This is a genomic window from Pantoea sp. CFCC18179 (genome assembly GCF_059412405.1).
Genome location: NZ_JBNBPM010000001.1, coordinates 449,203 through 475,251, shown reverse-complemented (window position 1 = coordinate 475,251; position 26,049 = coordinate 449,203). Strand labels below are relative to the sequence as shown.

The following is a 26,049-nucleotide window of genomic DNA, read 5'->3' as shown; positions in this document are numbered from 1 at the left end:
AAGCAAATTCATCAGCGCGTCATTGAGCCGTCACGGCGCTGTCATCTGGCTCGCGCAATGTAATCGCCATCCCGCAGCAACCCTCGCTGCGCTCCTCAACCAATGTGAATGAGGTATTGAGCGTGATGGAGATATCCAGACATCCGACCACTGTCTATCAGGCAGTCGCCGCGCAACTCGAACAGGCGTTACAGGAACGTTATCGCTGTGGCGACTATCTGCCTTCCGAACAACAGTTGGCCGATCACTATGAAGTGAATCGTCACACCTTGCGCCGCGCCGTCGATGAGTTGGTCAATAAAGGGCTGCTGCAACGTCGTCACGGCGTCGGCATTTTGGTGCTGATGCGTCCTTACGATTATCCGCTGCATGCGCAGGCGCGTTTCAGTCAGAACCTGATGGAGCAGGGCAGCCATCCAACCAGCGAACGTTTGCTGGCGGTGGTGCGTCCGGCCAGCAGCGATGTGGCGAGCGCGTTGGCGATCAATGAAGGCGACAACGTGATTCATCTGCGCACGCTGCGTCGCGTCAACGGCGTGGCGGTGTGCGTGATCAACCACTTCCTCGCCGATCTCAGCTGGTGGCCGACGCTGCAACAGTTTCACAGCGGTTCGCTGCACGACTATATGCAGAAAAACCTCGGCTTATTCCTGACGCGCAGCCAAACGCGCATCAGCACTCGCCGCGCACAGGCCAAAGAGTGCAAGCAGTTGGAGATTGCGTTGCAGTCGCCGCTGTTGTGCGTGCGCACCCTGAATAAACACAGCGACGGCCAGGTGGCGGAATACTCCGTCAGCCTGACGCGTGGCGACATGATTGAACTGACTCTGGAGCACGAATGAAACAGCAAACCGCCCGCCAACATTGGCTCTCGGTGCTGGCACACAGCGACGCCAGCACGCTTGAAGCGCATTGGCAGCCGCTGAATCTGCATGCCGATTTTGAAGCGATTCGCCCGGCAGAGACCGGCTTAACCCGCCTGCAAGCGCGTATGGGCGGCAGCGGCAAACGCTTCGTGATGGGCGACGCCACGGTGACGCGTGCAGTAGTGAAGCTGCACGATGGCACGCTGGGTTTTAGCTATGTGTTGGGACGCGATAAGCCGCACGCCGAACGTTGTGCGCTGATTGATGCGCTGCTGCAACAGCCGGAGACCCAGGCGCTGTTGCAGGAAAAATTGATTGCCCCGCTGGCGGCACTGCGTGAAGAGCAGCGTCAGCTGCGCGCGCGTGAAATCGCCAGCTCCAAAGTGGATTTCTTTACGCTGGTTCGCGGAGATAACTAATGACATTACTGGCAAGTTTTAACCATCCGGTTGCTGATGCACAACGTGCCTTCCGCCGCATTCTCAAAGCGATGAGCGAGCCGGGCGTGATGGTGTCGCTGCCGCTCCAACAAGGCTGGGGCGATCTGTCACCTGCTGCTACCGCCGTGCTGCTGACGCTGGTCGATCAAGAGAGCGCGCTGTGGCTGGATAGCCGCATTGATAATGAAGTGGTGCGCAACAACCTGCGTTTCCATACCGGCGTACCGATTGTGGATGAGCGCGATGCGCCGTTTGCTTTGACGCATGCCGCCGCCAATCCCGATCCGGCGCTGTTTGCGGCGGGCGACAATATGTCACCGGAAAAAAGCACCACGCTGATTGTCGAAGTGCCTTCACTGAATGGCGGCTTAACGCTGCGTCTGAGTGGACCGGGCTTGCGTGAATCACGCGCCATCGCGCCACAACTGCCCGACGCGATTCTGCATTATCTGCGCGAGCGCCCGCATCCGTTCCCACAAGGCGTGGATCTGATTTTCACCTGTGGTGAAGCGATGATGGCCTTGCCGCGCACCACCGACGTGGAGGTGTGCTGATGTACGTTGCGGTTAAAGGGGGCGAAAAGGCGATTGCCAGCGCCCATGAACTTCAGGCGGATTTGCGCCGTGGTGACCGCGACGTAGCTGAACTGGGTTGCGATCAGGTCGTGCAACAACTCGGTTTAGCGGTGGATCGCGTTATGACCGAAGGCGGCATTTTTGATCCGCAACTGGCGGCGTTAGCGATTAAACAAGCCAGCGGCGATTTGGTCGAAGCGATCTTTCTGCTGCGCGCTTACCGCACCACGTTGCCGCGCCTCGCCGACAGTTTGCCGCTGGCAACCGATGAGATGCGCATCGAACGTCGTATCTCGGCGGTGTACAAAGATCTGCCCGGCGGCCAGGTACTTGGCCCGACTTACGACTATAGCCATCGTCTGCTGGATTTCACCTTACTCGCCAATGGCGAAACGCCGGCAGCACCGCGTGACGATCAGGCGCTGCCTGAGCGCTGTCCGCATGTGTTCAGCATGATGACAAACGAAGGATTGGCGGCGCGTGAAGAAGATGACGGCAGCGAGCCGTGCGACATCACCCGCGAACCGCCCGGTTATCCGGCGACGCGTGCTGCCCGTTTGCAACAACTGGTGCGCGGCGACGAAGGTTTCCTGCTGGCGTTGGGTTACTCAACGCAGCGCGGCTACGGTCGTAACCATCCGTTTGCCGGTGAAATCCGTACCGGCTATCTCAGCGTATCGATCTGCCCGGAAGAGCTCGGTTTCGATATCGAGATTGGCGAAATCCTGCTGACCGAATGCGAAATGGTCAACGGCTTCATCACTGAAACAGACAGCGCGCCGCACTTCACGCGCGGTTACGGTTTGGTGTTTGGTCGCTCCGAACGCAAAGCGATGGCGATGGCGCTGGTTGATCGTGCGCTGCAAGCGCCGGAGTACCACGAGCGCATTGCTGGCCCGGCGCAGGATGAAGAGTTTGTGTTGTCGCATGCCGACAACGTAGAGGCGGCGGGCTTTGTCTCGCATCTGAAACTGCCGCACTACGTCGATTTCCAGGCGGAGCTTGAGCTGCTGAAACGGCTGCGCCAACAGCATCAGGAGCAGAACCATGAGTGAGTTAACCGGCTACAACAACGGTTATCTGGACGAGCAGACCAAACGCACCATTCGCCGCGCCATTCTGAAAGCGGTGGCGATCCCCGGTTATCAGGTGCCGTTCGCCGGACGTGAAATGCCGATGCCGTATGGCTGGGGCACCGGCGGCATTCAGATCACCGCCAGCATTATTGGCGATGCTGATGTGCTGAAGGTGATCGACCAAGGCGCGGATGACACCACCAACGCGGTGTCGATTCGTCGCTTCTTCCAGCGCGTCAGCGGCGCGGCAACCACGGAATCCACGCATGACGCCACGCTGATCCAGACGCGTCACCGCATCCCGGAAACGCCGCTCGAAGAAGATCAGATCCTGATTTTTCAGGTGCCGATTCCAGAACCGTTGCGTTTTATCGAGCCGCGCGAGACTGAAACCCGCACCATGCACGCGCTGGAAGAGTACGGCATCATGCAGGTGAAATTGTATGAAGATATCGCCCGTTACGGCCACATCGCCACCACCTACGCGTATCCGGTGAAGGTCAACGATCGCTACGTGATGGATCCCTCGCCGATTCCGAAATTCGACAACCCGAAGATGCACATGATGCCGGCGCTGCAACTGTTTGGTGCCGGGCGTGAAAAACGCATCTATGCGCTGCCGCCGTTTACCAAAGTAGAAAGCCTCGATTTTGACGATCATCCGTTCAGCGTTCAAAGCTGGGAAGAACCCTGCGCGCTGTGCGGTTCCCGTCACAGCTATCTCGATGAAGTGGTCATGGATGATGCCGGTACGCGCATGTTTGTCTGCTCCGATACCGATTTTTGCCACCAGCAGCAGGAACAACAGCATGCACAGTGAACAGCCGCTGCTCGCGGTCAACAATCTGACGCACCTTTATGCGCCAGGCAAAGGCTTTGAAGATGTCAGCTTTGAACTCTATCCCGGCGAAGTGTTAGGCATTGTCGGCGAATCCGGTTCGGGTAAAACCACGCTGCTGCGCAGTTTGTCGGCGCGTTTGGCACCGCAGCAGGGCAACATTCTTTATCGCGCGCAGGATCTTTATCAACTGAGCGAAAGCGATCGCCGCCGCTTGCTGCGCACCGAATGGGGCGTGGTGCATCAGCATCCGCTCGACGGTTTGCGCCCACAAGTGACGGCGGGCGGCAATATCGGCGAGCGTTTGATGGCGGTGGGGCAACGCCATTACGGCGACATCCGTAAAGAAGCGATGCGCTGGTTGCAGGATGTTGAGATCCCCGCCAACCGTATCGACGATCTGCCCACCACTTTTTCTGGCGGCATGCAGCAACGTTTACAGATTGCGCGCAACCTCGTGACGCAGCCGACGCTGGTGTTTATGGATGAGCCGACTGGCGGTTTGGATGTGTCGGTACAGGCGCGCCTGCTGGATCTGCTGCGCACGCTGGTGCGTGAGTTGAATCTGGCGGTGGTGATTGTCACCCACGATCTCGGCGTGGCGCGTTTGCTGGCGCATCGCCTGTTGGTGATGAAGCAGGGCCGCGTTGTAGAGAGCGGATTGACCGACCGAGTGCTGGACGATCCGCATCATCCTTATACTCAGCTGCTGGTTTCGTCGGTGCTGAGTTAATCGCATCAAACGGTCACCATAAATGGCGACCCTACGGTAACCGAGCGTGCTTTTGTAGGATCGCCATTTATGGTGACCGAAAGCGGTGTAATGGCCCAACCGTATTGTTTCGTAGGGTCGCCATTTATGGTGACCTCCAGGAAAAACATCAGGACATCAACATGCAACCTTTATTGCGCGTAGAGCATCTGAGCAAAACCTTTGTGCTGCACAACCAAAGCAGCGCTGCGCTGCCGGTGTTGCAGGACGCCAATCTTGAAGTCAACGGCGGGGAATGTGTGGTGCTGCACGGACGTTCCGGCAGCGGCAAATCCACCTTGCTGCGCGCACTGTACGGCAACTACCAGGCCAACAGCGGCCACATCTGGCTGCAACATCAAGGCGAATGGATCGACATGGCGCAAGCGCCAGCACGGCAGATTCTGGCGATTCGTTGCCACACTATCGGCTGGGTCAGCCAGTTTTTACGCGTGATTCCGCGCGTGCCAACGCTGGAGATCGTCATGCAGCCGTTGCTGGAACGCGGCGTGGAGCGTGCCTTCTGTGAGAAACGCGCCAAAGAACTGCTAACGCGTCTCAACGTGCCAGAGCGCTTGTGGTCGCTGGCACCATCGACCTTCTCCGGCGGCGAACAGCAACGTGTGAATATCGCACGCGGTTTTATCGCCGATTATCCGGTGCTGCTACTGGATGAACCGACCGCCTCACTCGACAGCGCCAACAGCGCGGCGGTAGTGGAACTGATTGAACAGGCCCGCACTCGCGGTGCCGCCATCGTAGGTATTTTCCATGACGAAGTGGTGCGCAGCCGCGTTGCCGATCGCCTGCACGTCATGCAGCCAGTGAACACAGGAGCAGAAGCATGATCGTGAATAACGTCCAGCTGGTGCTGGATCAGGAAGTGGTGGCCGGTTCTCTGGAGATCCGTGACGGTCGTATTGCCAGCTTCAGCGACAGCGCCAGCCAGTTGCCGGGCGCGCTGGATGGCGAAAATGCTTTCCTGCTGCCGGGTTTGGTCGAGTTGCATACCGATAACCTCGACAAGTTCTTTACGCCGCGTCCGAAAGTTGATTGGCCTGCGCATTCGGCGATGAGCAGCCACGATGCGTTGATGGTCGCCAGCGGCATCACCACGGTGCTGGATGCGATTGGCGTCGGCGATGTGCGCGATGGTGGGCATCGCATTGAGAATCTTAACAAGATGATCGAGGCGATTCAGGACAGTAATCGCAAAGGCATTAACCGCGCCGATCACCACTTGCATCTGCGCTGCGAGTTGCCGCATCACACCACCTTGCCATTGTTTGAAAAGCTGATGAGCACGCCGGAATTGTCATTGGTGTCGTTGATGGATCACTCGCCGGGCCAGCGCCAGTACGCCTCGCTGGAGATGTATCGCACCTATTATCAGGGCAAATATCAGCTCAACGATGAGCAGATGGATCAGTTTGAGCGCGAGCAACTGGCGCTGGCGGCCGAGTTCTCCACGCCGAACCGCAACGCCATCTCCAGCTTGTGTCGTTCTCGCGGTATTCCGATTGCCAGCCATGACGATGCCACCGCCGCACACGTGGCGGAATCACACGAAGTCGGCAGCGCGATTGCTGAATTCCCGACCACTATTGAGGCGGCACGCGCCTCACGCGAATGTGGCATGCAAGTGCTGATGGGCGCGCCGAACATTGTGCGTGGCGGTTCGCACTCCGGCAACGTCGCGGCGGCCGATCTCGCCAGCCACGGGCTGCTGGATATTCTGTCGTCGGATTACTATCCGGCCAGCTTGCTCGATGCGGTATTCCGCTTAGTGGCCGATGAGCGCAATAGCCTGACGCTGCCGCAAGCCGCCGCATTGGTGACGTGTAATCCGGCTCGCGCCATTGGCCTGCACGATCGCGGTTCTATCGCCGAAGGGATGCGCGCCGACTTGGTGCTGGCACATACCGCGCACGGTCATCCGCATATTCGTTACGTCTGGTCGCAAGGCAAGCTGGTGTTCTGATGGCGCGCCTGATTTGGCTAACCGGGCCTTCGGGCTCGGGAAAAGACAGCCTGTTGAATGCGCTGCGTGAAGCGCCGCCGGACAATCTGCTGATCGCCCATCGCTACATAACCCGCGCCGCCGATGCCGGTGGCGAGAACCATGTGGCGCTGAGCGAAGCCGAGTTCCGACGGCGTGAAGCGCTGGGCTTGTTCGCGGTGAGCTGGCAGGCGCACGGCCTCTATTACGGGCTGGGCGAGGAGATCGACTTGTGGCTGGCGCGCGGTTTGAATGTGCTGGTCAACGGATCGCGGCTGCATCTGCCGATTGTGCAGCAACATTACGGTGCGCAGCTGTTGCCGCTGGTGTTGCAGGTGTCGCCTGCGGTGCTGGAAGCGCGTCTGCGCCAGCGTGGACGCGAGGATGATGCCGAAATCGCCCGACGCCTGGCACGCGCTGCCGAGCCGCTGCCCGCCCATTGTCATGCGCTGAGCAACGATGGCGCGCTGAGTGACACGCTGAATCAGTTGCGTAATTTCCTCGCCGAGTAACTCGTAGGGTCGCCATTTATGGTGACCTCTTATTAAACCGCGCACTGGCTTGAGGTCACCATAAATGGCGACCTTACGAATCTTCAGGCTGTAGCGAGCGGTCACCATAAATGGCGACCCTACGACGGCTGATGAAACGCTGTCACGGTTTAATCACTTTACTGTCATCAAGCTTTCATCCGATTTGGCCGTAATAGCGGGCAATCAACACCTCAGAAGAGATGGAGCGCAACATGGCACAGGCATTACTGAAGACCGTCGTCGACAATCCGTTCCCGCCTGTAGGCCAGAGCAGCAAGGTGCTGTCGGTACAAGGATTGTGCAAAGCCTACGGCGAAAACAAGGTGCTGGATAATGTCAGTTTCGATCTGCATGCGGGCGAGCTGGTGGCCGTGATTGGTCGCTCTGGCGCAGGCAAATCGACACTGCTGCATATGCTGAATGGCACCATTAGCGCGTCGCAAGGCGCGATTCAAAGCATTCATCAAGGGCAAGCCGACCGCGATGTGGTGACGCTGAATAGCCGTCAGATGCGCGAATGGCGCACCGAATGCGGCATGATTTTCCAGGATTTCTGTTTGGTGCCGCGCCTCGATGTGCTGACCAACGTGCTGCTGGGCCGCTTGAGCCAAACCTCAACGCTGAAATCGTTTTTCAAAGTGTTCTCCGAAACCGACCGTGCGCGTGCCATTGAACTGTTGCAGTGGATGAACATGCTGCCGCAGGCGCTGCAACGTGCCGAAAACCTGTCCGGTGGTCAGATGCAGCGTGTGGCGATTTGCCGTGCGTTGATGCAGAACCCGCGCATCTTGCTGGCCGATGAACCGGTAGCGTCACTCGATCCAAAAAACACCAAACGCATCATGGATGTGTTGCGTCAGGTGAGCGAGCAGGGCATCAGCGTGATGGTGAACCTGCACTCCATCGAACTGGTGAAAAGTTACTGCACCCGCGTGATTGGCATTCAGCGCGGCAGAATCCTGTTCGATGGACATCCTTCCCAGTTGACCGATGGCTTGATGCATGAGCTGTACGGCGACGAAATTAACCAGCTCCACTAACTCCCACGGCAAGAGAAAACCTAAGAATGAAACTGACTTCTTTAGCTTTACTGACTATTGCGATGGCATTTGGCGCAAACGCAGCGGATGCACCAAAAGAGTTGAACCTCGGGATTCTTGGTGGCCAGAACGCCACGCAGCAGATTGGTGATAACCAGTGTGTGAAAGACTTCTTCGACAAGGAGTTGCAGGTTGATACTAAACTGCGCAACTCGTCTGACTATTCAGGCGTGATTCAGGGTTTGCTGGGTAACAAAATTGACCTAGTGCTGAGCATGTCACCGGCCTCTTACGCTTCTGTTTACCTGCAAAACCCGAAAGCAGTGGATGTGGTCGGTATCGTGGTAGACGACAAAGACGGTTCACAAGGTTATCACTCTGTGGTGATCGTGAAAGCCGACAGCCCATACAAAAAGCTGGAAGACCTGAAAGGCAAATCGTTCGGGATGGCCGATCCTGATTCTACTTCGGGCTTCCTGATGCCAAACCAGGCCTTCAAGAAAGAGTTCGGCGGCACGGTTGATGACAAGTACAACAACACCTTCTCTAGCGTGACCTTCTCTGGCGGCCACGAGCAGGACATCCTTGGCGTGCTGAACGGTCAGTTCGAAGGCGCGGTCACCTGGACTTCACTGATCGGCGATCGTGAAACCGGTTATACCTCAGGTGCTTTTGGTCGTCTGATTCGTATGGATCACCCAGACCTGATGAAGCAGATCCGCATCATCTGGCAGTCGCCGCTGATTCCAAATGGCCCGATTCTGGTGAGCAATAATCTGCCAGCCGACTTTAAAGAGAAAGTGGTCGCGACCATCAAGAAGCTGGATAAAGAACAGCACAGCTGCTTCGTTAAAGCGGTTGGCGGTGCGCAGCACATCGGTCCTGCAACCGTGGCTGATTACCAGAACATCATCGATATGAAGCGTGATTTGATGAAAGGTTCGCGCGGTTAATTAACAAGGGGCGCATTCATGCACCCCCATGTTTTTGTAGGGTCGCCATTTATGGTGACCTTCCTACCACAGGAATTCCTCCCTTGACCGATTTCGAACACTACTACCAACGCATCCGCCGCCAGCAAAAGCGCGACTCGCTGCTGTGGTCGCTGCTGTTACTGGCGCTCTATCTGGCCGCGGGCAAGATGTCGGAATTCAGCCTCACCACGGTCTGGCAATCGCTGCCACACTTTTTTGACTACATCGGCGAAACCATGCCGGTGTTGCATTGGTCGGTCTTGTTCTCTGATGTGAAAACCGAAGGATCGCTGGCCTATTGGGGCTATCGTCTGCACTTCCAGCTGCCCCTGATTTGGGAAACCTTACAGCTGGCGCTGTCGTCCACCATCGTGGCAGTCATGGTCGCGGGTGTGCTGGCGTTCTTCGCCGCCGATAACACCAACACGCCACGCAGCCTGCGCATCGCCATTCGCGCCTTTGTCGCCTTCCTGCGCACCATGCCGGAACTGGCGTGGGCAGTGATGTTCGTGATGGCGTTCGGCATTGGCGCGATTCCTGGCTTCCTCGCGCTGGCGTTGCACACCGTCGGCAGCCTAACTAAGTTGTTCTACGAATCGATTGAAAGCGCCTCCGATAAACCGGTGCGCGGCCTTGCCGCCTGTGGTGCCACCAAATTACAGCGCATGCGCTTTGCTTTCTGGCCGCAGGTCAAACCGACGTTTCTTTCCTACAGCTTTATGCGCCTGGAAGTGAATTTCCGCTCCTCGACCATTCTCGGTTTGGTCGGCGCAGGCGGGATTGGCCAGGAGCTGATGACCAATATCAAACTCGATCGTTACGATCAGGTCAGCATCACGCTGTTGCTGATTATTGTAGTGGTGTCGCTGCTGGATACGCTGTCCGGCTGGCTGCGTCGCCGCGTGGTGGAAGGAGAGACGCTATGATTACCCTCGCGCCGGATGTTGCCAAACTCAAGCAGGAACACGCCGCGCTGTTTGCCGCGCAGAACCGTTATTTGCGCCGCGTGGCGTTGGTAGCATTGGCTATCGTGCTCTATTACCTGTTCTTCTTTGAGTTTTTCGGCATTGAGTGGAGCCGCTTTCTGGTCGGCTGCCAGCAGTTGAGTCGCTATTTCCTGCGCATGTTTGTCTGGCAGGATTTCATGAACTGGCCGTTTGCTTACTACTTCACTCAAGTCGGCATTACGCTGGCGATTGTGTTTGCCGGCACCATAACCGCCTCGTTTATTGCGCTGCCGGTTTCGTTCCTTGCCGCGCGTAACGTGATGCACGATCCGGTTACGCGTCCGATTTCGCTGGTGGTGCGTCGCATCCTGGATGTGCTGCGCGGCATCGACATGGCGATTTGGGGTTTGATCTTCGTGCGCGCCGTCGGCATGGGGCCGCTGGCCGGTGTGCTGGCGATTGTGATGCAGGATGTCGGTTTGCTCGGCAAACTGTATGCCGAAGGGCACGAAGCGGTAGAACGTTCGCCAAGTCGTGGTCTCAGCGCGGTGGGCGCCAACAGCCTGCAAAAACATCGCTACGGCATCTTCACCCAATCGTTCCCGACCTTCCTCGCCCTCAGCTTGTACCAGATTGAATCCAACACCCGTTCCGCGGCGGTGCTGGGCTTTGTCGGCGCGGGCGGCGTCGGTTTGGTGTATGCCGAGAATATGCGTTTGTGGAACTGGGATGTGGTGATGTTCCTGACCATTATTCTGGTGGCGGTGGTGATGATCATGGATGTAATCTCCAGCAAACTGCGTAAACGCTACATCACCGGGAAAGGGGTGCCGTTGTGGCAGCCTGCCGCGCGCGACTAAGCCGCTGACTGCGTTGCCAGGCGCGCTCCAGCGTCTGTACCAACTGCGCCTGATGCCAGGGTTTTGCCAGCCGCTCACACAGCGGCAGCGTCACCTGGCTCCGGCGCAAATCCTGCCCGCTGATTAACACCGTTGCCAAATGCGGCCATTGGGCCTGCGCCTGACGGATCACATCCGCGCCGTTCATCCCGCCCGATAACATCAAATCACTGATCAGCATGTCGATATCTGGCGTTTGACGCAGCAAGGCCAATGCACTTTCACCGTCGGCACACTCCAGCGTCAAATAGCCCAACTGATGCAGATGCTCACACAGCGTTTGCCGCACCGCCGGTTCATCATCCAGCACTAAAATCAGCCGATCATTGCTCGCGGTTGGCGCAATCGATACAGGCAAGCGAGTGGGTTGCACCGCTTCCGGCGCACGCGGCAGCAGCAAACGCACGGTGGTGCCTTGGCCCGGCGCGGTTTCAAGTTCGATTTGCCCGCCGGATTGGCGCACAAATCCGTACACCATCGATAATCCCAATCCGCTGCCGCTGCCAATCGCTTTGGTGGTGAAGAACGGCTCAAACACCTGTTCGCGCACTTCGTTCGACATGCCGCAACCGTGATCGATGACTTCGATCGTGACGCAATCGCGTTCGCCATCGGCCAGCGCTTTACGTTGATTCCAGATACGCAGCCGAATCTCGCCGCGCTGTTTCTCCATTGCATCACGCGCGTTAACCACCAGATTCATCAGGGCGTTTTCCAGTTGCCCAGCATCGATCCACGCCGGCCAGCCAGGACCTTGCGCATCGACCACCAGGTTTTGGCCGGGCAGCAGCGCGTGCTGTAGCAGCGAGTGCAAATTTTCCACCAGTTCGACCACCGCCACCGCGCAAGGATAGAGCGCCTGCTTGCGCGAAAACGCCAGCAAACGCTGCGTCAGTTGCGCCGCGCGATCGGCGGCCTGACGTGCGCGATCAATGCGGCTGGCCAGCGTACCGGGCGGCAGTTGATCCACGGTTAGCGCCAGGCTGCCAATGATCACTGCCAGCAGATTGTTGAAGTCATGCGCCAGGCCGCCGGTCAGTTGCCCAACCGCTTTCATCTTCTGGCTGTGCAGTAACGCTTCTTCCGTCGATTCCAGTTGATTGCTTTTCTCTCTCAGCAAACGCGAAGTTTGTGCCAGCGAAGCGGTATTGCGCGCAAACACGTTAAACGCCCGTGCCAAGTCGCCCAATTCATCACGTCGCGCCAGGCCCGGCACATTGACGCTTTTCTCACCCTGCGCCAGCCGCGTCATGGCGTGGGCGATGGCGGTCAAACTCGATCCCAGATTGCGATAAATGTAATAACCGGCGTAACCGGTGATCAGCAATGCCAGCAGCATAAACAGGCCGATAAAGCCGATAATTGAATCCAGCTCTTCATGCGTTACCGCGCTGCGCGCATCGCTTTGCTGCGCCACCAGCTGCACATAATGGGTGATGTCGTCGTTGAGCATTGCCACTAAGGCCTTGATGCGATAGGTGGCGTAGGCGATGGCGATATCACTTTGTTCCAGTTGTTGCGCCACCGGCAGCAGATCGTTGCCCGTGGTGATCAATCGCTGGACTTGGTCATTCAACACGCCGTTTAGCATCAGCGTTTGCCACTGGCCTAGCACCGTGGCGAGTTGCTGCACCGCCGCTTGTGGCGCAGCAGATTGAATCGCCACGCTCAATAAACTGGCGGTTTGCTGGCGCAAGGCGCGGGAAGGCGATGGGGTGTGCGTCAGTAGGTTGATGTGGTTGAGCAGCAGCTGCGATTGCCATAAACCGCTCAGCATCACGTTGCGCTGCAAATGGCGCTGATGTCCGGCCAATAACAACTGATTGATGGTCTGTTCCAGCATCTGGCTGCGATCGCGGATGCGTGCCAGCAGTTGCGGCTGTTGTTCGGCCAGTGGTGCGTGCGCCAGCAAGTTCAGCGAGTGTTGCAGTTCCTGTTGCGTTTGCTGCAAACGTGCCGATTCGCTTTGATATTCCAGCGCGCCCACCACTTGTGATAAGCGCACCGCGGCAATCGCCACGTTGGCGGTATCGCGTGCCAGCGCCAGACTGCCGTTCATATCGGCCAGCGTTTGCGCCTGCGCCTGTTCCTGAATGTGACCGGCGTGGCGAAATCCAAAAATAGCCACCAGGCTCACCGCCAACGTCACCGACATCACCAGCAGATTAAACAGCAGCAGGCGACTGCGTGCGCCCGCGTGCCAATGCCGACCGTGACTCATTCTTGCCACCTCATGCCGTTCAACTCCCGGCGAGTATAGAAGCGCACCCGAGGCGAAATATGACAAATATGAACGGGACGCTGACATTTTCCATTTATCTACAGCGGCTTTACTCGCTGCAACCTTTGCCAGCAGGAGCTTACCGATGACAGCGACACCGATATTGGAAATGCGCGCAATCAACCGCCGCTTTGGTAGCTTCTACGCGCTAAAAGGCGTCGATCTCACCGTCTGGCCCGGCGAAGTGCATGCGCTGATGGGTGAAAACGGCGCGGGGAAAAGTACGCTGATGAAGATTCTGGCCGGAGCTTACACCGCCAGCAGCGGCGAGATCCTTATCGATGGGCAACCGTACGCCATTAAAGGGCCGAAAGAGGCGCTGGCGGCGGGCATCACGCTGATTTATCAGGAGATCAATCTGGCGCCCAACTTAACCGTGGCGGAGAACATCTTCCTCGGCAGCGAAATCACCCGTGCTGGATTAGTCCGGCGTCGTCAGATGGCGGAAGAGGCGCAGGTGGTCATCGACCGGCTCGGCGCGCAGTTCAACGCCACCGATCTGGTCAGCCGCCTGAGTATCGCCGAGCAGCAGCAAGTAGAAATCGCCCGTGCGCTGCATCGCAACAGCCGCATTCTGGTGATGGATGAACCCACTGCCGCGCTTTCGAATCGTGAAACCGAACAGCTGTTTGCGCTGATTAAACGTCTGCGCAGCGAGGGCATGGCGATCATCTATATCAGCCATCGCATGGCGGAAGTGTATGAGCTTTCCGACCGCGTTAGCGTGCTGCGCGATGGGCAATACGTTGGCAGCTTGACGCGCGATCAACTGAACGCCAGCGAGCTGGTGCGCATGATGGTCGGGCGTCCACTCAACGATTTGTTCAACAAAGATCGCAACATCCCGCTCGGCGACATTCGTCTGGCGGTTAATCACCTGTGCGACAAACGCAAAGTGCATCCCAGCAGTTTAGCGGTGCGCGCTGGCGAGATTGTTGGTCTGGCTGGTTTGGTCGGAGCCGGGCGCAGCGAGCTGGCGCAACTGATTTTTGGCGTGCACAAACCCAGCGGTGGTGAGATCTGGATCGATGGCGAGGAAGTACAGATTCATTCCCCGCGTGATGCCATCGCGCGTGGCATAGGTTTCCTCACCGAGAACCGTAAAGAGCAGGGCTTATTCCTTGAGATGGCGGCGCAGGAAAACATCGTGATGGCGACGCTGGAGCGCGATGCCAGTTACGGTCTGCTGAATAAGCGCAAAGGGCAGAAGATCGCCAGCGAAGCAATTGATTCGCTGAATATTCGCGTGCCGCATGCGCAGGTCAGAGCGGGCGGCTTGTCCGGCGGCAACCAGCAAAAATTGCTGATTTCACGCTGGGTGGCGATTGCACCACGCATCCTGATTCTTGATGAACCGACGCGCGGCGTAGACGTTGGTGCCAAGAGCGAAATCTACCGCATGATGCAGCAAATGGCACAGCAAGGCGTGGCGATTTTGATGATTTCCAGCGAGTTGCCGGAAGTGGTCGGCATGAGCGACCGCGTTTATGTGATGCGCGAAGGCACCATCGCGGGCGAGTTGAGTGGGGCGGAGATTAGCCAGGAAAACATAATGACACTGGCCACCGGCGCGCAGCCGGTTCAGGCCTGAGGAGAGCGCAATGACCAGTGAAACCGCACGCGTAAAAAGTCCAACGCTCAAGCGCGCCTTGATGAGCGATCTGCTGCAAACCGTCGGCATCTTGCCGATCTTAATCCTGATTGTGGCGGTATTTGGTTTTGTTGCGCCCAACTTCTTTACCGAAGGCAATTTGCTGAATATCACGCGTCAGGCGTCGATCAACATCGTGCTGGCGGCGGGCATGACCTTTGTGATTCTCACCGGCGGCATCGATTTGTCGGTGGGATCAATGCTCGGCACTACGGCGGTGGTGGCGATGGTGGTGTCACTCGATCCGGCCTTTGCTTCACTCACTATTCCGGCGGCGTTGGGTGCCGGTCTGATCATGGGATTGTTCAACGGCATTTTGGTGGCGTGGGCCGGTTTGCCGCCGTTTATTGTCACGCTGGGAACCTATACCGCAATGCGCGGCGCGGCCTATTTGCTGGCGAATGGTACCACGGTGATTAACTCCGACATCAACTTTGAATGGATTGGCAACGGCTATCTCGGCCCGGTGCCGTGGCTGATCATTATCGCCTTTGCGGTGATTGCGCTGTGCTGGTTCATTCTGCGCCGCACCACGCTGGGTGTGCACATCTACGCGGTAGGCGGCAACGTGCAGGCGGCGCGCTTGACCGGCATCAAGGTTGGCGTGGTGCTGCTGTTTGTCTACGCCATGAGCGGGCTGTTGTCAGGCTTGGGCGGATTGATGAGCGCCTCACGACTTTACAGCGCCAACGGCAATCTCGGCGTCGGTTATGAACTGGATGCGATTGCCGCGGTGATTCTCGGTGGCACCAGCTTTGTCGGCGGCATCGGCACCATTACCGGCACGCTGATCGGGGCGCTGATTATCGCCACGCTGAATAACGGCATGACACTGATGGGTGTGTCTTATTTCTGGCAGTTAGTGATCAAGGGTGCGGTGATCATTATCGCGGTGCTGATCGATAAGTACCGCACGCGGCATCACGTGGGTTGAATTAGAGCGTCGTTATGTAGGGTCGCCATTTATGGTGACCACAAAAACCAAAAAAGCAGGAGAACATCGACTATGCGTTTTAATCCGATTATTACCGGACTGCTGGCAGCTTCGCTTTTGAGCGCGCCATTGGTGCAGGCCAAAGATCTGAAATCCATTGGTGTGACTGTCGGCGACCTCGCCAACCCGTTCTTCGTGCAAATTACTAAAGGCGCGGAACTCAAGGCGCGAGAACTGGCGGGCGACAAAGTGAACGTGACGCTGGTTTCCAGTGGCTACGATCTCGGTCAACAGGTGGCGCAGATTGATAACTTCATCGCCGCCAAAGTCGACATGATCATCCTCAACGCTGCGGATTCCAAAGGTATCGCGCCAGCCGTGAAGCGTGCGCGTGACGCCGGTATCGTGGTAGTAGCGGTGGACGTGGCGGCTGACGGTGCCAATGCCACCATCACCTCCGATAACACCGCTGCCGGTGCGATGGCGTGCAAGTACATCTCTGACCGCCTGAAAGCCAAAGGCAATGTGGTGATCATCAATGGGCCGCCGGTCTCCGCAGTGCAAAACCGTGTTGAAGGCTGCATGACCGAGCTGAAAACCCATCCAGATATCAAAATTCTCTCCTATAACCAGAACGCCAAAGGCAGCCGTGAAGGTGGCCTGGAAGTGATGACCGGTTTGTTGTCGGCTAATCCGAAGATCGATGCGGTGTTCGCAATTAACGATCCGACGGCGATTGGTGCCGATTTAGCGGCGAAACAAGCACAACGCAGTGAGTTCTTTATTGTCGGCGTCGATGGATCACCAGATGGCGAAGAGGCGCTGAAGCGTAAGGGTTCACTGTTTGTCGCCACACCAGCGCAAGACCCGCAAGTGATGGCGGCGAAAGCGGTGGAGATTGGTTACGACATTCTGCAAGGCAAGCCTGCGCCAGATAAACCGGTGCTGATTCCGGTGACGATGATCGATCGCAACAGCGTCAGCAGCTACAAGGGCTGGACGGTGAAATAGGCGCTCGCTTTTCCTCACCCTAACCCTAACCCTCTCCCGCAAGCGGGAGAGGGGATAATTAGGAGGACAACATGGCATTGATTTCACTGGCGCAGGGCATGGCGCATGCGCAGCAAAATGGCTACGCACTGGGCGCATTTAACGTGCTCGATACCCACTTTTTGCGCGCGCTGTTTCAGGCGGCTGAACAACAGCGTTCGCCATTTATCATCAGCATCGCCGAAGTGCACTTTAAGTACGTCAATCTCGAACATCTGGCGGCGGCGGTGCGCACCGAAGCGGCGCTGCACGATATTCCGGTGGTGCTGCATCTCGATCATGGCTTGCATTTTGAGGCGGTGATGCAGGCGATTCGTCTCGGCTTCACCTCGGTGATGTTTGACGGCTCAACGCTCAGCTACGACGAAAATGTGCGCCAGACGCGTGAAGTGGTGAAAATGTGTCACGCGCTGGATGTATCGGTGGAAGCGGAACTCGGTGCGGTGGGCGGCGATGAAGGTGGGGCGCTGTTTGGTGAGGCCGACAGCGATAAATTCACCGATCCGGCGCAGGCCGCTGATTTTGTACAATCCACCGGTATCGATTGTTTGGCGGTGGCGATTGGCAATGCGCACGGCAAATACAAAGGCGAACCTAAACTCGATTTCGAACGGCTGGCGGCGATACGCGCCAGCGCCGGGATTCCGCTGGTGCTGCATGGCGGTTCCGGGATTAGCGATGCGGATTTCCGCCGCGCCATTACCCTCGGCATCAACAAAATCAACTTCTACACCGGCATGTCACAGGCGGCGCTGGGGGCGATTGAAACGCAAATCAGCCAGCGTGATGCGCGCTACGATTCATTTGCCGAATTGTTAATGGCGGTGGAACGTGCCATCAGCAATGTGGTGGCGCAGCAGATGCAGGTGTTCGGCAGCGCCAGGAGGGCCTGACATGGCAGCACGCAGCGGTATTCTCGGCGCAGGTAGCATGCTGGTGGATCATGTGCAGCGCATCAGCCACTGGCCAGAGCAAGGTTGGCTGGCGGAGATCGAGCACAGCGAAAAATGCAGCGGCGGCGCGGCGCTCAACGTGCTTTTCACGCTGGCGCGTATGCAGGTGAATCTGCCGCTGGCGGGCGTCGGTATGATTGGCGAAGACAGCGACGGCGATTACATCCTGCAATTGCTTGATGATCATCATATTGATCGCCAGTTTGTCCAGCGCACCCGCAGCATCAATACCGCTATGACTCAGGTGATGACCACGCCAGACGGCCAGCGCACCTTTTTCCATGCGCGTGGCGCGAATGGGCAGCTCGACTTAGCGCACTTCGCCGCTGTGACCACTTCGCATCGTATCTTCCATCTTGGCTATCTATTGCTGCTTGATAGCCTCGATCAGCCGGATGACGAATTCGGCACCCGCAGCGCACGTCTGTTGGCGCAGATGCAGCAGCGCGGCTATCAAACCTCGCTGGATTTGGTGTCGCGCACGGGAGAATACCGTCCGTTGGTGATGCCCGCGCTGCGCTGGCTCGATTATCTGGTGATCAATGAACTTGAGGCGCAATCGCTAACGGGAGTCACTTTGCGCACGCCGCACGGATTAGCCGGAGCCAGCGCGTTCGCTGAGGCGGCTACTTGGTTGATGCAACAAGGTGTGCGTCAGCGTGTGGTGATTCACGCACCGGAGGGCGCATGGGGAGAAGAAAGCGGCGCTGAAGGGCGCTGGCAACCGGCGTGGTGTTTAACGCCGGAAGAGATTGTTGGCAGCGTCGGTGCCGGGGATGCGTTTTGCGCTGGCGTGTTGTATGCCAGCCATCAAGGTTGGTCGCTAACTGAAACACTTAAGCTGGCGCACACCTGCGCCTGTTTTAATCTGCATGCAGCAAACGCGCTGGACGGCACGCGGCCATTGGCCGAGATGCAGCGCTGGATGGATCAGGCGATTTGTGTCTCGCGCGGCGATGAAGCCGGGCGCATCACATCGGCAGAGAAAACATAGCCAAGTCCGCGAATGGTGCGGATCAGGCTCGGTTGATGCGGATTGGCTTCGATTTTGCGCCGCAGCCGCATAATCAGCACATCAATGGTGCGATCAAACACGTCAAGGCTTTCGCTGTGTGTTAGCTCCAGCAGTTGATCTCGGGTTAACACCTTGCGCGCATGAGCAACTAAAGCGCGCAACAGCGTGTATTCGCCTTGGGTGAGTGGCACGCTTTCACGTTGTGGATTGAACAATTCGCAGCGCGCATCGTCCAGCCGCCAACCGTTAAATTGCCAACCTTCATCATTGAACAGCTCTGGCTGCGCTAAGCGTCCACAACGTCGCAGCGCCGCACGGGCGCGCGCCACCACCACGCGTGGATTAAATGGCTTGGCGATGTAATCATCTGCGCCCATTTCCAACCCCACCACCATATCCGCTTCCGATCCCATGCCAGTGAGCATAATCACCAGCAGGTCCGGGCGTTGACGCTGCATCTGTTGCAATACCAGCAAGCCGTTTGTGTCCGGCAGCATCATATCCAGCATCACCAGCGAAATTTCCGGGTGCAGCGCTAACAACGCTAGCGCATCTTTACCCTGATGGCAGCTGTAAACTGTGAACACATGTTCATGCAATACATCGTGCAGCAATTCGCATACGGCACGATCATCATCGACCACCAAAATCGCGGGCTTCATCGGCTAGCCTCTTTTGTTACGAAAGGGTTAAAAGCAGTGTAATCCGGCGATTTTTCCCTGCTAATGCAAGCAACAGAAACGTGACCGCCATCGCCAGGCAGAGTGTGAAAGCGTGCAGTGCCGCAATATTTTCAATGAGACAGGTCTTGTGTAGGAAAACGATTGCGCAGATCTGGTGCGATGCACCATAATCGCGCCTCATTTTGGTTCGGAATTATCCTAACCGTAGCCGCAATTGGAAACGTAAACGATTGCGTACGGTGTGGCATAGCTATTGCTATACCCTAAATAATTCAAGTTGCAGGAAGGCGGCAAGCGTAACCATCCCCGGGAGCTTACTTAAGTAAGTGACTGGGGTGATTACGCGTAGCCAACGCGCCTGCAACTCGAAGTATGACGGGAATGAGGACAGGGGAAGGTTTGCAGCCTTACGTCCAATACAACAATAAGCATGTAAACCACATTGGCAAGGAGCGCGTGCATTCGTGCCGACTCCGCTCATGAGAGATGATGATGTTAGAAAAACTCTTCAAACTAAAAGCGCACAACACAACGGTCCGCACTGAAATTATCGCGGGTATCACCACTTTCCTGGCCATGGCCTACATTCTGTTTGTTAACCCGAGCATCCTCGGCGCAACCGGCATGGATAAAGGTGCGGTATTCGTTGCCACCTGTCTGGCGGCGGCGATTGGCTGTGTACTGATGGGCCTGATCGCTAACTATCCAATTGCACTCGCACCGGGCATGGGCCTCAACGCCTTCTTTACCTACACCGTGGTGCTGCACATGGGTTACACCTGGCAAGTCGCGCTTGGCGCGGTGTTCTTGTCAGCGGTGATCTTCTTTGCGATGTCGCTTTTCAAAATCCGTGAGTGGATTATCAACAGCATTCCGCTGCCGCTGCGTGCCGGTATCGGTGCCGGTATCGGCCTGTTCCTGGCGATCATCGCGCTTGAAGGCGCGGGCATTGTGGTGGATAACCCGGCAACATTGGTGGGCTTGGGCGATCTGACCAAACCTGGCCCGCTGCTGGCGCTGCTGGGCTTCTTCATCATCGTGGTGCTGGAAGCACGCCGCGTAACAGGTGCGGTACTGATCGGCATCCTGATCGTGACCTTTATCTCTATGGGCATTGGTTTGACACCGTTTGGTGGCGTGTTCTCGGCACCGCCTTCTATCGCACCGACCTTTATGCAATTGGATATCGCAGGTGCCTTCAATGTGGGCTTGGTCAGCGTGATCTTCGCCTTCCTGTTTGTTGATGTGTTCGATAACACCGGCACCTTGCTGGGTGTGACCAAACGTGCGGGTCTGGCGGACGAAAAGGGCAACGTGCCAAAAATGGGCCGTGCGCTAATCGCTGACAGTGCTGCGGCGTTGTTTGGTTCGCTGCTGGGTACTTCGACCACCACCAGCTATGTGGAATCGGCGGCGGGCGTCAGCGCCGGTGGCCGTACCGGTTTGACCGCGATTGTCGTAGCGATTCTGTTCCTGCTGAGCCTGTTCTTCTCGCCGCTGGCGGGCAGCGTACCGATTTATGCCACCGCGCCTGCGCTGCTGTTTGTGGCTGTGCTGATGACCTCTGGCCTGGCGGATATTGACTGGAAAGACATCACCACCGCTGCGCCAGTCACCGTGACGGCGTTGACCATGCCGCTGACCTACTCAATTGCTAACGGCATCGCCTTTGGTTTCATTACCTGGACCGTGGTGAAATTGCTGAGCGGCCGTACTAAAGAGGTCAATCCGGCGCTGATCATTCTGTCGATTCTGTTTGTCATCAAACTGGGTTGGCTGAGCGCCTAAGTTGTCGTTTACGGAAGCCCGCTCGGGCTTCCGTGTCTGTTGTTACATTCTTCAGCTGATTTTCTGCGCGATACCTCGCAATCCCCAACGAAGCTCACTTCTCCTGCATTCTGTACTGGCTTAGGCTCAGCGCATTGCTCACGCCTGCTCGCAAAATTTTCACTGCGAATGGCGGGATCGTGGAATGTTAATGCGACGCAAATCTGTTCCACTAGCTTCAAGGTGGAAAGTTACATCAAACCAGGGAAGAGGATTCGGAGATGGATTATCCCATGAGCAGCGCAACACGCGTGTTTCCACCGCTAATTTTTGGCGTCAGTAAGCAAGGAGATTATCACATGGAGCAATTGACCAAACGGGTAGAACAGCTGGAAAAAAACACGCAACAAATTCAGATGGATGTTGCTGTTCTCACTGCTCGGTCAGAGCATTTTGCGACCAAAGCGGATCTTGAATCCGTTAAAAATGAACTGAGAGCAGGACAAGACGACATGCGTGCGGAGCTCTTGGGTGAGCTTGGGAAGCTTGAAAACCGGATTGATAAAAAATTTGAGCAGGTGGATTTGAAGTTTGAGAAAGTTGATAAGCAATTCGAAAAAATAGATCAAAAGTTCGATAGGTTAAATGAGCGTTTAACCTGGAGCATTATGGTTCCCGCCGTTGCGGCAATTTTAATATGGTTTGTAAAAGATAGTGTTTTAAAAATCTAATTATTGAACAACGCCAGTCTTATTAGCGACTGGCGTTATTGCACTTCTACCTAAACGGCGGCTCGTTGAAGGTTCTGAGTTTCCTCGAATGCAGCTTGTCGCCTTCGGCACGCAGCAGTTCTACGGCGCAGATGCCAATCTGCAAGTGCTCAGAAATAGCGCCTTCGTAGAAACGATTGGCCTGGCCCGGCAGTTTGATTTCGCCATGCAGCGGCTTATCAGATACGCACAGCAAGGTGCCGTACGGTACGCGGAAGCGATAACCCTGCGCGGCAATGGTGGCGCTCTCCATGTCTACCGCCACCGCGCGACTCAGGTTGAAACGCAGCGCGGAAGCCGAGTAGCGCAGTTCCCAGTTGCGGTCATCGGTGGTAACAACGGTGCCGGTGCGCAGGCGCTGTTTAACTTCCTCGCCGGGCATGCCGCTGACTGCTTTGGTGGCGTCGTACAGCGCACGCTGAACTTCGGCAATGCTGGGGATGGGAATATCGGGTGGTAACACGCTATCCAGCACGTGATCGTCACGCAGATAAGCGTGTGCCAGCACATAATCGCCGATGGTCTGGCTTTCGCGCAGGCCGCCACAGTGACCAATCATCAACCATGCGTGCGGACGAATCACTGCTAAATGGTCGCAGATGGTTTTTGCATTGGAAGGGCCAACGCCGATATTCACCAAGGTAATGCCACGGCGATTTGGCGATGTTAAATGCCAGGCCGGCATTTGATGTTTCTTCCATGCCAGATCGGACATCATCGCGGTAGGATCTTGAGTGTCAGCGGTGATCACCACATCGCCTGCGCAGGCCAGACTGTCGTATGGCGTGGTTGGGTCTTGCACTTGCTCAATCGCCCAGCGCACGAATTCATCAACGTAGCGCGTGTAGTTGGTGAACAGCACAAATGGCTGGAAATGCTCGACGGCGGTACCGGTGTAGTGGCGTAAACGCGCCAGCGAGAAATCAGTGCGTAGGGCATCAAAGTGCGACAATGGGAAAAGCGCATTGGCGTGGAACAGGCCATCGGCAGTTTCATCACCAATTTGCGACAGTTCGGTGGTGGGGAAGTGGCGGGCGATACTGGCACTCATTGAGCGGTCCAGCGACAAGCCATCAATCACATACGGATACGGGATTTCCTGTTGTGACGGACCCACTTCAATCAACACGTCATACTCTTTCTCCAGCATCTGCAACTGCTCGCTGAGATAGTGGCGCAGCAAAGCGGGGCGCGTGATGGTGGAACTGTAGCTGCCGGTATGGGTGAAACGTCCCCAGGCGCGAGTGCGATTTTGTTGCGGACCTTCGCCCAGCCAGGTGATGCGCAGTTCCGGATAAACAAACAGCCCTTGCTGGCGTGCGCTCTCTTCCGGCAATTGCCCGTTGGTGGTGAACTCGCGAATCGCATCTCGCAGCGCTTCCACCGCACTGTCGTACAGGCGTTCCAATTCGTCCAGCGCTTGCTGGCTGCTCAATCCGTTCCGTAGCGTATTCATAGGTTCTCCTTTAGGAAACGTGGACCGTTTTCACCAGAGCATAGCGGATAAACCTTTTAGCACGATGAAGAATCTGTGATCGACCGCATTCTGCACCATCACGGTGCTGGTGCGCCGCGTAACTGTGGCTATGTTTATGATCAGCAGGGATGTTACATCGCGCGCCTCCCGCTCCGCCGCGATGCTCTGGCAAAAAATCGTCCACATTAACGTTATTGGCGAGTTTATTGCTTAGTTTTCAATCGTGGCCATAGCAATCCGATGTTATTTCGTTTGGAGTGAGTTTATTCACGCCATTGAAAGTGGTCACCATGAATGGCGACCCTACGAAAAAATCCGCTTGGTCGCACTCAGCTTCACCAAAGTTTCAGAAATTGATTTCTCCCAGGCCGTGGTATGGCTCCGTTCCTGACCCGTTGAGGATTGAAAGCATGTCTTTGAAATTCATAAAACACCCAATGAAGGTGGCGATTGCCGGTTGTTTAAGCGTGGCCTTTTACGCTCAGGCCGATATTAAAATTGGTGTGGCCGGTCCTTTCTCTGGGCCCAATGCAACGTACGGCGCGCAATATTGGAAAGGTGCCAGCCAAGCCGCCGATGATATCAATGCTGCAGGTGGCATTAACGGCGAGAAAATTGTCCTGGTGCAGGGCGATGACGCCTGTGAGCCAAAGCAGGCAGTGGCGGTAGCCAACCGCCTGGTCGATCAAGACAAAGTGATGGCGGTGGTCGGCCACTTCTGTTCTTCCTCCACCATGCCAGCCTCCGAAGTCTATGACGAAGCCGGCGTGCTGGCGATCACCCCCGGATCAACCAACCCGCAAATTACCGAACGCGGCATGAAAACTATGTTCCGCATGTGCGGGCGTGATGACCAGCAAGGTGCTATCGCCGCTGATTTCATCATCGACAAGCTCAAAGCGAAAAAAGTCGCGGTTATTCATGACAAAGACACCTACGGTCAAGGCCTGGCGGATGCGACTAAGGCCTCGCTGGAAAAACGTGGCGTGAAGGAAGTTTTATATGAAGGTTTGTCGCGCGGTGAGAAGGATTTCAACGCACTGGTAACCAAAATTGGCGCGCTCAATCCCGACGTGGTCTATTTCGGCGGCTGCCATCCGGAAGCCGGTCCGCTGGTGCGTCAGATGCGTGAACAAGGTGTCAACGCCGCCTTCTTCTCGGGTGACTGCATCGTTACTGAAGATATGGTCACTGCCGCGGGCGGTCCGCAATACACCAAAGGTGTCTACATGACCTTCGGCAACGATCCGCGCACTATCCCGGATGGTAAAGCCGTGATCGAGAAATTCCGTGCCGGCGGTTTTGAGCCAGAAGGCTACACCTTGTACGCGTATGCCTCGATTCAAACGCTGGCTGCCGCTTACAAAGCTACGGGTAAAGATAATGCTAAAGCCAGCGATTGGCTGAAAGCGAACAGCGTCGATACCGTGATGGGTAAAAAGGCCTGGGACAGCAAAGGCGACCTCAAAGTCTCGGATTACGTCGTCTATCAATGGGATGACAAAGGCAAATATCACCAACTGTGATTGGTCACGCGGCCCCGCGCGCTGCGGGGCCATTCGCGATTGAGCGCGAAGTGTGCGCTCCCATTGAGTACGAGACCCCATTATGGACGCCTTCTTCTTACAGCAGCTGATTAACGGCTTAACGCTGGGTGCCGTTTATGGCTTGATCGCCATCGGCTACACCATGGTTTACGGCATCATTGGCATGATCAACTTCGCCCACGGCGAGGTGTATATGATCTCCGCTTATCTGTGCGCGATTGGACTTTCAATTCTGAGTTTCTTCGGTATTCACTCCTTCCCGTTGCTGATTTTTGGCACACTTATTTTTACCGTCATCGTCACCTCGGCTTATGGCTGGACGATTGAGCGCATCGCTTATCGTCCGCTGCGTAACTCAACGCGCCTTGCGCCACTGATTTCGGCGATTGGTATGTCGCTGATTTTGCAAAACTACGTGCAACTTAGTCAGGGACCGAATCAGCAGGGGATTCCCACGCTGCTGACCGGCGTGCTGCGCATGGAGATTGATGGCGGTGTGGTGCAAATCACCTGGACCAAAATCTTCATTCTGATTGCCGCGTTTTGTGGCATGGCGTTGCTGACGTGGATTATCCAGTTCACCAAATTGGGTCGCATTTGCCGTGCGGTGCAGCAGGATCGGCGTATGGCATCAATTCTCGGCATCAACACCGATCGCGTGATTTCGCTAGTGTTTGTTATTGGCGCGGCAATGGCGGGTTTAGCGGGCGTACTGGTAACGATGAATTACGGCACCTTTGATTTCTATGCTGGCTTCATTATTGGTATCAAAGCCTTCACCGCCGCTGTGTTGGGCGGTATCGGTTCGCTGCCGGGGGCGATGTTGGGCGGTTTATTACTGGGCGTGGCGGAAGCGCAGTTTGCTGGCATGGTGAACTCCGATTACAAAGACGTGTTCTCGTTCTCGCTGCTGGTGGTGATTTTGATTTTCCGTCCGCAGGGACTGTTGGGACGGCCACTGGTCGCTAAAGTGTGAGGAAGCA

At 56.5% G+C, this 26,049-nt stretch carries 25 protein-coding genes; 22 read left to right on the top strand and 3 right to left on the bottom strand.

All coding sequences use genetic code 11. From position 1 onward, the window contains the following. Nucleotides 1-125: 125 nt before the first annotated feature. The 13 genes from phnF to phnE (ACPUC7_RS02255) all read left to right on the top strand — a co-directional run bounded on the left by phnF (nucleotide 126) and on the right by phnE (ACPUC7_RS02255) (nucleotide 10,899). Nucleotides 126-842 (top strand): phosphonate metabolism transcriptional regulator PhnF, encoded by a 717-nt coding sequence (gene phnF / locus ACPUC7_RS02315; protein ID WP_343551309.1) that lies wholly within the window; start codon nucleotides 126-128, stop codon nucleotides 840-842. Beyond that, the gene (phnG, locus tag ACPUC7_RS02310) at nucleotides 839-1,285 is read left to right on the top strand and encodes a phosphonate C-P lyase system protein PhnG (RefSeq protein ID WP_343551310.1); all 447 of its coding nucleotides are present in this window, start codon (nucleotides 839-841) and stop codon (nucleotides 1,283-1,285) included. Before phnF ends, phnG begins: the two co-directional genes overlap by 4 nt. Further along, on the top strand, nucleotides 1,285-1,860 hold the full coding sequence (gene phnH, locus ACPUC7_RS02305; protein WP_343551311.1) for a phosphonate C-P lyase system protein PhnH: 576 nt from the start codon (nucleotides 1,285-1,287) through the stop codon (nucleotides 1,858-1,860). Before phnG ends, phnH begins: the two co-directional genes overlap by 1 nt. Continuing rightward, the gene (locus tag ACPUC7_RS02300) at nucleotides 1,860-2,936 is read left to right on the top strand and encodes a carbon-phosphorus lyase complex subunit (protein ID WP_494921599.1); all 1,077 of its coding nucleotides are present in this window, start codon (nucleotides 1,860-1,862) and stop codon (nucleotides 2,934-2,936) included. Before phnH ends, ACPUC7_RS02300 begins: the two co-directional genes overlap by 1 nt. Continuing rightward, nucleotides 2,929-3,777: an alpha-D-ribose 1-methylphosphonate 5-phosphate C-P-lyase PhnJ gene (locus ACPUC7_RS02295; RefSeq protein ID WP_343551313.1), complete on the top strand. Its 849-nt coding sequence runs from the start codon at nucleotides 2,929-2,931 to the stop codon at nucleotides 3,775-3,777. Before ACPUC7_RS02300 ends, ACPUC7_RS02295 begins: the two co-directional genes overlap by 8 nt. Then, nucleotides 3,767-4,528, top strand: a complete 762-nt coding sequence (gene phnK / locus ACPUC7_RS02290) for a phosphonate C-P lyase system protein PhnK (protein ID WP_494921598.1) — start codon at nucleotides 3,767-3,769, stop codon at nucleotides 4,526-4,528. Before ACPUC7_RS02295 ends, phnK begins: the two co-directional genes overlap by 11 nt. 161 nt (nucleotides 4,529-4,689) lie before the next feature. Beyond that, entirely contained in the window at nucleotides 4,690-5,394 is a 705-nt protein-coding gene (gene phnL / locus ACPUC7_RS02285) for a phosphonate C-P lyase system protein PhnL (protein ID WP_343551316.1), read from the top strand. Further along, nucleotides 5,391-6,527 (top strand): alpha-D-ribose 1-methylphosphonate 5-triphosphate diphosphatase, encoded by a 1,137-nt coding sequence (phnM, locus tag ACPUC7_RS02280; RefSeq protein WP_494921597.1) that lies wholly within the window; start codon nucleotides 5,391-5,393, stop codon nucleotides 6,525-6,527. Before phnL ends, phnM begins: the two co-directional genes overlap by 4 nt. After that, a complete protein-coding gene (gene phnN, locus ACPUC7_RS02275; RefSeq protein ID WP_494921596.1) occupies nucleotides 6,527-7,057 on the top strand; it encodes a ribose 1,5-bisphosphokinase in 531 nt (176 codons plus the stop codon). Before phnM ends, phnN begins: the two co-directional genes overlap by 1 nt. Before the next feature lie 233 nt (nucleotides 7,058-7,290). After that, nucleotides 7,291-8,118 (top strand): phosphonate ABC transporter ATP-binding protein, encoded by an 828-nt coding sequence (gene phnC, locus ACPUC7_RS02270; RefSeq protein WP_343551320.1) that lies wholly within the window; start codon nucleotides 7,291-7,293, stop codon nucleotides 8,116-8,118. 26 nt (nucleotides 8,119-8,144) lie between these two features. Then, a complete protein-coding gene (phnD, locus tag ACPUC7_RS02265) occupies nucleotides 8,145-9,071 on the top strand; it encodes a phosphonate ABC transporter substrate-binding protein (protein ID WP_343551321.1) in 927 nt (308 codons plus the stop codon). Nucleotides 9,072-9,154: 83 nt separating this feature from the next. After that, complete coding sequence (phnE, locus tag ACPUC7_RS02260; protein ID WP_343551322.1) at nucleotides 9,155-10,018, top strand: phosphonate ABC transporter, permease protein PhnE; 864 nt, start codon at nucleotides 9,155-9,157, stop codon at nucleotides 10,016-10,018. Further along, complete coding sequence (gene phnE, locus ACPUC7_RS02255) at nucleotides 10,015-10,899, top strand: phosphonate ABC transporter, permease protein PhnE (RefSeq protein ID WP_494921595.1); 885 nt, start codon at nucleotides 10,015-10,017, stop codon at nucleotides 10,897-10,899. Before phnE (ACPUC7_RS02260) ends, phnE (ACPUC7_RS02255) begins: the two co-directional genes overlap by 4 nt. Here the strand turns inward: phnE (ACPUC7_RS02255) and ACPUC7_RS02250 are convergent. Continuing rightward, nucleotides 10,853-13,159, bottom strand: a complete 2,307-nt coding sequence (locus ACPUC7_RS02250; RefSeq protein ID WP_494921594.1) for an ATP-binding protein — start codon at nucleotides 13,157-13,159, stop codon at nucleotides 10,853-10,855. The genes phnE (ACPUC7_RS02255) and ACPUC7_RS02250 overlap by 47 nt on opposite strands. A 145-nt stretch (nucleotides 13,160-13,304) precedes the next feature. Here ACPUC7_RS02250 and ACPUC7_RS02245 point away from each other — a divergent pair, with 145 nt between their 5' ends. The 5 genes from ACPUC7_RS02245 to ACPUC7_RS02225 all read left to right on the top strand — a co-directional run bounded on the left by ACPUC7_RS02245 (nucleotide 13,305) and on the right by ACPUC7_RS02225 (nucleotide 18,801). After that, the gene (locus tag ACPUC7_RS02245) at nucleotides 13,305-14,810 is read left to right on the top strand and encodes a sugar ABC transporter ATP-binding protein (protein ID WP_494921593.1); all 1,506 of its coding nucleotides are present in this window, start codon (nucleotides 13,305-13,307) and stop codon (nucleotides 14,808-14,810) included. A 10-nt stretch (nucleotides 14,811-14,820) separates the two neighbouring features. Next, a complete protein-coding gene (locus ACPUC7_RS02240; protein WP_494921592.1) occupies nucleotides 14,821-15,804 on the top strand; it encodes an ABC transporter permease subunit in 984 nt (327 codons plus the stop codon). Nucleotides 15,805-15,876: 72 nt separating this feature from the next. Then, nucleotides 15,877-16,815, top strand: a complete 939-nt coding sequence (locus tag ACPUC7_RS02235) for an ABC transporter substrate-binding protein (protein ID WP_494921591.1) — start codon at nucleotides 15,877-15,879, stop codon at nucleotides 16,813-16,815. Between the two features lie 71 nt (nucleotides 16,816-16,886). Then, a complete protein-coding gene (locus ACPUC7_RS02230) occupies nucleotides 16,887-17,747 on the top strand; it encodes a ketose 1,6-bisphosphate aldolase (RefSeq protein ID WP_494921590.1) in 861 nt (286 codons plus the stop codon). Nucleotide 17,748: 1 nt separating this feature from the next. Next, nucleotides 17,749-18,801, top strand: coding sequence for a carbohydrate kinase family protein (locus ACPUC7_RS02225; RefSeq protein ID WP_494921589.1), 1,053 nt, complete (start codon nucleotides 17,749-17,751; stop codon nucleotides 18,799-18,801). Here ACPUC7_RS02225 and ACPUC7_RS02220 read toward each other — a convergent pair. Next, nucleotides 18,738-19,484 (bottom strand): response regulator, encoded by a 747-nt coding sequence (locus ACPUC7_RS02220; RefSeq protein WP_494921588.1) that lies wholly within the window; start codon nucleotides 19,482-19,484, stop codon nucleotides 18,738-18,740. The two genes, ACPUC7_RS02225 and ACPUC7_RS02220, sit on opposite strands and share 64 nt — an antisense overlap. Nucleotides 19,485-19,994: 510 nt before the next feature. On the opposite strand from ACPUC7_RS02220, the gene ACPUC7_RS02215 reads away from it, so the two are divergent. Next, nucleotides 19,995-21,293: an NCS2 family permease gene (locus tag ACPUC7_RS02215; RefSeq protein ID WP_343551336.1), complete on the top strand. Its 1,299-nt coding sequence runs from the start codon at nucleotides 19,995-19,997 to the stop codon at nucleotides 21,291-21,293. A gap of 260 nt (nucleotides 21,294-21,553) precedes the next feature. Then, nucleotides 21,554-22,003, top strand: a complete 450-nt coding sequence (locus ACPUC7_RS02210; RefSeq protein WP_494921587.1) for a hypothetical protein — start codon at nucleotides 21,554-21,556, stop codon at nucleotides 22,001-22,003. A gap of 46 nt (nucleotides 22,004-22,049) precedes the next feature. Here ACPUC7_RS02210 and ACPUC7_RS02205 read toward each other — a convergent pair whose 3' ends face one another. Further along, the gene (locus ACPUC7_RS02205) at nucleotides 22,050-23,498 is read right to left on the bottom strand and encodes an AMP nucleosidase (RefSeq protein ID WP_343551338.1); all 1,449 of its coding nucleotides are present in this window, start codon (nucleotides 23,496-23,498) and stop codon (nucleotides 22,050-22,052) included. A 431-nt stretch (nucleotides 23,499-23,929) separates the two neighbouring features. Here ACPUC7_RS02205 and ACPUC7_RS02200 point away from each other — a divergent pair, with 431 nt between their 5' ends. Next, on the top strand, nucleotides 23,930-25,045 hold the full coding sequence (locus tag ACPUC7_RS02200) for a branched-chain amino acid ABC transporter substrate-binding protein (protein WP_494921586.1): 1,116 nt from the start codon (nucleotides 23,930-23,932) through the stop codon (nucleotides 25,043-25,045). An 82-nt stretch (nucleotides 25,046-25,127) separates the two neighbouring features. Next, nucleotides 25,128-26,042: an ABC transporter permease subunit gene (locus ACPUC7_RS02195; protein ID WP_343551341.1), complete on the top strand. Its 915-nt coding sequence runs from the start codon at nucleotides 25,128-25,130 to the stop codon at nucleotides 26,040-26,042. Nucleotides 26,043-26,049: the final 7 nt, after the last annotated feature.

Excerpts from the sequence above, each read along its gene's own strand:
- phnF (WP_343551309.1), top strand. The coding sequence starts at position 126 with ATGGAGATATCCAGACATCCGACCACTGTCTATCAGGCAGTCGCCGCG.
- phnG (WP_343551310.1), top strand. The coding sequence starts at position 839 with ATGAAACAGCAAACCGCCCGCCAACATTGGCTCTCGGTGCTGGCACAC.
- phnH (WP_343551311.1), top strand. The coding sequence starts at position 1,285 with ATGACATTACTGGCAAGTTTTAACCATCCGGTTGCTGATGCACAACGT.
- ACPUC7_RS02300 (WP_494921599.1), top strand. The coding sequence starts at position 1,860 with ATGTACGTTGCGGTTAAAGGGGGCGAAAAGGCGATTGCCAGCGCCCAT.
- ACPUC7_RS02295 (WP_343551313.1), top strand. The coding sequence starts at position 2,929 with ATGAGTGAGTTAACCGGCTACAACAACGGTTATCTGGACGAGCAGACC.
- phnK (WP_494921598.1), top strand. The coding sequence starts at position 3,767 with ATGCACAGTGAACAGCCGCTGCTCGCGGTCAACAATCTGACGCACCTT.
- phnL (WP_343551316.1), top strand. The coding sequence starts at position 4,690 with ATGCAACCTTTATTGCGCGTAGAGCATCTGAGCAAAACCTTTGTGCTG.
- phnM (WP_494921597.1), top strand. The coding sequence starts at position 5,391 with ATGATCGTGAATAACGTCCAGCTGGTGCTGGATCAGGAAGTGGTGGCC.
- phnN (WP_494921596.1), top strand. The coding sequence starts at position 6,527 with ATGGCGCGCCTGATTTGGCTAACCGGGCCTTCGGGCTCGGGAAAAGAC.
- phnC (WP_343551320.1), top strand. The coding sequence starts at position 7,291 with ATGGCACAGGCATTACTGAAGACCGTCGTCGACAATCCGTTCCCGCCT.
- phnD (WP_343551321.1), top strand. The coding sequence starts at position 8,145 with ATGAAACTGACTTCTTTAGCTTTACTGACTATTGCGATGGCATTTGGC.
- phnE (WP_494921595.1), top strand. The coding sequence starts at position 10,015 with ATGATTACCCTCGCGCCGGATGTTGCCAAACTCAAGCAGGAACACGCC.
- ACPUC7_RS02250 (WP_494921594.1), bottom strand. The coding sequence starts at position 13,159 with ATGAGTCACGGTCGGCATTGGCACGCGGGCGCACGCAGTCGCCTGCTG.
- ACPUC7_RS02245 (WP_494921593.1), top strand. The coding sequence starts at position 13,305 with ATGACAGCGACACCGATATTGGAAATGCGCGCAATCAACCGCCGCTTT.
- ACPUC7_RS02240 (WP_494921592.1), top strand. The coding sequence starts at position 14,821 with ATGACCAGTGAAACCGCACGCGTAAAAAGTCCAACGCTCAAGCGCGCC.
- ACPUC7_RS02235 (WP_494921591.1), top strand. The coding sequence starts at position 15,877 with ATGCGTTTTAATCCGATTATTACCGGACTGCTGGCAGCTTCGCTTTTG.
- ACPUC7_RS02230 (WP_494921590.1), top strand. The coding sequence starts at position 16,887 with ATGGCATTGATTTCACTGGCGCAGGGCATGGCGCATGCGCAGCAAAAT.
- ACPUC7_RS02225 (WP_494921589.1), top strand. The coding sequence starts at position 17,749 with ATGGCAGCACGCAGCGGTATTCTCGGCGCAGGTAGCATGCTGGTGGAT.
- ACPUC7_RS02220 (WP_494921588.1), bottom strand. The coding sequence starts at position 19,484 with ATGAAGCCCGCGATTTTGGTGGTCGATGATGATCGTGCCGTATGCGAA.
- ACPUC7_RS02215 (WP_343551336.1), top strand. The coding sequence starts at position 19,995 with ATGATGTTAGAAAAACTCTTCAAACTAAAAGCGCACAACACAACGGTC.
- ACPUC7_RS02210 (WP_494921587.1), top strand. The coding sequence starts at position 21,554 with ATGGATTATCCCATGAGCAGCGCAACACGCGTGTTTCCACCGCTAATT.
- ACPUC7_RS02205 (WP_343551338.1), bottom strand. The coding sequence starts at position 23,498 with ATGAATACGCTACGGAACGGATTGAGCAGCCAGCAAGCGCTGGACGAA.
- ACPUC7_RS02200 (WP_494921586.1), top strand. The coding sequence starts at position 23,930 with ATGTCTTTGAAATTCATAAAACACCCAATGAAGGTGGCGATTGCCGGT.
- ACPUC7_RS02195 (WP_343551341.1), top strand. The coding sequence starts at position 25,128 with ATGGACGCCTTCTTCTTACAGCAGCTGATTAACGGCTTAACGCTGGGT.